This is a genomic window from Sphingomicrobium sediminis, assembly GCF_023805295.1.
GTDB classification, from domain to species: domain Bacteria; phylum Pseudomonadota; class Alphaproteobacteria; order Sphingomonadales; family Sphingomonadaceae; genus Sphingomicrobium; species Sphingomicrobium sediminis.
Map to the genome: position 1 here is coordinate 1 of NZ_JAMSHT010000003.1, position 2099 is coordinate 2099.

1 protein-coding gene is annotated in these 2099 nt (G+C 63.4%); it reads left to right on the plus strand.

The window, feature by feature from the left end:
* Positions 1–2099, plus strand: a 2099-nt coding sequence (locus NDO55_RS11915) for an autotransporter family protein (RefSeq protein WP_252115645.1), incomplete at both ends; no start/stop codon positions are given.

Sequence of the window (2099 nt, forward strand, 5' to 3'; positions counted from 1 at the left end):
ACGGTCAATCCGGGTGGTCTCGATGTCGATCTCACCAACTCGGGCAGCGTGACCGTTGCGGCGATTGCGCGCGGTGCGGGTTCTTCGACCTTCACCACGACCTCGACCACCGGCACGGGCACGACGCTGGTGACCAACACCAACACCTTTACCACCTTCGCCTCGAACGCCTCGGCGGTCGGCATTGCGCTGATCGGCGGCGACGTGAATGGCAGCGCGACCAATACGGGCTCGATCATCGTCGATGCCTGGACGGGTTCGGGTGGCGAGGCCTCGGCCACGGGTGTTCTGGTGAGCGACAATGACGGCACGGGCGATGGCGCCTCGACCTTCGTGTTCACCAATGATGGTGGCCTCATCCAGGTTCGCGAGAGCGTGGACGATGGTGCGACCTTCACCCGCGGGATGGCGATCGACGTGTCGACCGCCGGTGTGCCGAGCACGATCAACCTCTTGGGTGACGGCTCGATCTACGGCAACATCCACGTGGCCGATGGCGATGTCATCAATGTCGAGGCAGGCGAGACCCGCTTCGATGGCCTGTTCAACCCCGACATGGAGTATGTGGGCACGCTCAACATCGCCAATGGCGGTGCGCTGTTCCTGGTTGACGATCCGCTGCGGATGGACCCGACCTATGACGGTCCGGCGGGCGGCTATCTCGACACGCTCAATGTTGCGGCTGACGGGACGATCATCTTCAACCTGCCGTCCTACGAGGACTCGGACCTGGCGGAGGCTGCCTACCCGCAGATCTTCACCAACACCGCGAACCTCGACGGCACGCTGCTGGTGCGCCCGCAGAGCGATACGGGTCTCTATGAGGACGATTACTTCTTCGACAATGTGATCGAGGCGGACGTTCGCAACGGGACCTTCTCGACCTGCGAGGTGGATGGTTTTGAAGACAGCATCTTCCTGCAGCTTGAATGTATCTACGATGCGGAGAGCAATGTTGATCTGGGCTTTGCGCGGATCGCGTTCACCGACTTCGGGTTCAACAGCCAGAACCAGCTGTCGGTCGCCGAAGCGATCGAGTGCTTCTACGGTCCCGACCTCGAGGGCGGCGCGCAGGCGCTGGCGATCGAGCTGCTCGAGATCCAGGACGAAGCGGTCTATCTCGATGCGCTGGATCAGCTGTCGGGTGCGGGCTATGCCAGCTACCTCCAGTCGATGCACAGCTTCGGTGCGCGCTTCAACCAGCTGCTGGGTGACGTGAGCGACTGCGAAGTGCCGAGCCTGGAGAACATCCTGGTAGAGTGCCGCGGCGAGACGGGTATCCGCCTGTTCGGTACGCTGGACTTCTCGAACTCCAACAATGACGGCGATGTCGAGAGCCGGGGCTACTCGGCCGATGCGTGGACCGCGATGGTCGGCGCCGACTTTGCCCTGTCGCCCAATACGAGCATCGGCCTGTCGGTGGCCAAGGTGGGCAACCATCTCGACTTTACCGACGGCATGACGGTCGAGGCCGACGGCTACCAGGCGGGTGCCTACATCACCTATGATGAGGGCGCAGGTCTCTATGCCAAGGTGCTGGGCAGCTATGCCTGGATGGACGGTGACAGCAGCCGGACGGTCAATATCGGCGGCGGCGACTTTGCCGGCACGATCGTTGGCGATCCGGACATCCGCCAGTGGACGCTGGGTGCCGAGCTTGGCTACCGGGTCGATCTTGGCGGTGCGACGGTGACGCCGTACGGCATGGTCGATTACATCAACACCGAGCTGAAGGGCTTCAAGGAGACGGGCCTCGACGGCGCGAATCTGGTGGTCAACGATGCCGACGAGAACCGCACCTACACGACGCTGGGTGCCAAGTTCGCGAGCGACATTGGCGGTGTGGTTGCCGAGGTCGATCTTGGCTGGCGCCACATGTTCGGCGACGAGCGCAGCGCGTTCACCGGAGCCTTCTGTGGCCAGGAACAGTGCCAGTTCGGCATCGTCAGCTCCGAAGAGCAGCGTGACAGCGCGCTGGTCGGCGTGAGCCTCGGCGGCAAGGCCGGCAAGGTCGACGTCCGCGTCGGCTACCAGGCCCTGTTCAACGGACAGCGCGAAAACCACGCCGGTACCTTCCGTATCCGCCTCCCGCTCGGCGG